This window comes from Polaromonas sp. P1_G4 (assembly GCF_056405475.1).
Window position 1 is genome coordinate 1 of the sequence record NZ_JBFUCA010000658.1, and the last position, 1,962, is coordinate 1,962.

Genomic DNA, 1,962 nt, shown 5'->3' on the forward strand with positions numbered 1-1,962 from the left:
CGCGCGCGCTGGGCAAGGCCATGGTTGACCGCGGCCACAAAAAGGCTGTGTGGATCACCTGGAAATATGCCGCAGGCGACGAGGCCTTTGAAGGCTTCAAGGAAAGCTATACCGCTGCGGGCGGCACCATCGTCAAGGAGCTCGGCCTGCCCTTCCCGCAGGTCGAATTCCAGGCCTTGCTGACCGAAATCGCCGCGCTCAAGCCTGACGCCGTGGCCTGCTTCTTCGCCGGCGGCGGCGCGGCCAAATTCATCAAGGACTACGCCGCCTCGGGCCTGAAGGAAAAAATTCCCCTGTACGGCTCCGGCTTCCTGACAGAAGGCGTGCTCGAGGCCGCCGGCCCCGCTGCCAACGGCATCATCACGACCATGCACTACAGCGACTCGCTACCGACGCAGCGCAATGGCCAGTTCCGCCTGAGCTACGCCAAGACCTTCCGACTGCAGCCCGACGTCTACGCCGTGCAGGGCTACGACACCGGCCTGCTGCTGATTCAGGGCGCCAACGCGGTGAAGGGCGACCTGAGCAGCAAGCCGGCCCTCTACAAAGCCCTGGAAGGCGCCGTCATCGACAGCCCGCGCGGCAAGTGGACCATGAGCCCGTCGCACAACCCTGTGCAGGACATGTACCTGCGCGTGGTCGAGAACAAGGAAAACAAGGTGATTGGTGTGGCAGCCAAGGCGCTGGCCGACTCGGGCGCCGGCTGCAAGATGGCCTGAAGACGTGGCCCCCACGGTCGCTCACTTCGTGTAGCTCCCTGCCCCCCGAGGGGGCCGCCCGCCTGCGGTCTGGCAAAGCCAGTCCCGCGGCTCATGCTGGTATGAAGTCACATGGGCCGCCCCGCCTCATTCTTAGGTAAAACTGGTATGAGGTGTGCTTTCTGTCTTGTAGCATCCTCACCATGACGCTCACTACCTACCTCCTCTACGTCGCAGCAGTCGCCCTGCTGATCCTCACACCCGGCCCGACCATGCTGATGTGCATGACGAATGCGCTCAACCATGGTCCGCGCAAGGCCATGACTTCGGTGGCTGGAAGCGTCAGCGCGGTGCTGTGTGTGATGCTGCTGTCGGCCATGGGACTAGGCGCGTTGCTGGCGGCGTCTGAAACCGCCTTTACCGTAGCCAAGGTGATTGGCGCTGCATATCTGATCTGGTTGGGGATCAAGACCTTCCGCAGTGAAGCGGCTGTCTTTGATCCTGCCGCAGGTGAAGCACCAGCCCAGCGCCGTTCGTTTTTCCTGCGCGGCTTCCTGGTCGGCGCCAGCAACCCCAAAGCGGTCCTGTTCTTTGCCGCGTTCTTCCCGCAATTTTTGAATCCGGCCGCGCCCTTTGTGCCGCAGTTCGCCATCCTCGCCCTCACCTTCATGGCGTTTGAGTTCACCGTGCTGACCGGCTGCGCCTTGGGCGTGGCGCGCATCGCACCGCTGCTGAGATCCAGCCGGGCCGTGCGCTGGTTTAACCGCGTTTCGGGTGGCCTCTTTACCCTGATGGGCAGCCTGCTCCTATTCACTCGCCGACATACATGAGCCCCCACGTTCGCTCACTTTGTGTAGCTCTCTGCYCCCCGAGGGGGCGCTGCGCCTGCGGCCCGGCGAAGCCGGTTCCGCGGCCCCTGCTGGCTGGCATTGCCGTCAATTCACAGTCTCCGAATTTTTAGAGCGCACATGGATCTAGCCAACTTCCTCATTCAGTTGCTCAACAGCGTCCAGTACGGCCTGCTGCTGTTCATGCTGGCCRSCGGSCTSACGCTGATYTTCGGSATCATGGGTGTSRTCAAYCTGGCKCAYGGCAGCTTCTACATGMTSGGCGCCTACMTGGCCTGGTCGCTCAGCACGCTGACAGGAAGCCTCACGCTGGCCATCCTGCTGGGCGCGGTGCTGTCGGTCGTCTTCGGGCTGGCTTTGGAGTGGTTGCTGTTTCGCCATTTCTACCAGCGCGACCACCTGGACCAGGTGTTACT

General features: G+C 62.8%; 3 protein-coding genes. All 3 read left to right on the top strand.

Going from position 1 to position 1,962, the window contains the following annotated elements; translation table 11 throughout:
- A partial coding sequence (locus AC1D1X_RS21865) for an ABC transporter substrate-binding protein (protein ID WP_477699170.1) occupies positions 1-719 on the top strand: 719 nt, incomplete at its 5' end.
- A gap of 182 nt (positions 720-901) precedes the next feature.
- Complete coding sequence (locus AC1D1X_RS21870; RefSeq protein WP_457280737.1) at positions 902-1,528, top strand: LysE family translocator; 627 nt, start codon at positions 902-904, stop codon at positions 1,526-1,528.
- A gap of 138 nt (positions 1,529-1,666) precedes the next feature.
- On the top strand, positions 1,667-1,962 hold a 296-nt coding region (locus AC1D1X_RS21875; protein WP_477699171.1), incomplete at its 3' end, for an ABC transporter permease subunit.

Excerpts from the sequence above, each read along its gene's own strand:
- AC1D1X_RS21870 (WP_457280737.1), top strand. The coding sequence starts at position 902 with ATGACGCTCACTACCTACCTCCTCTACGTCGCAGCAGTCGCCCTGCTG.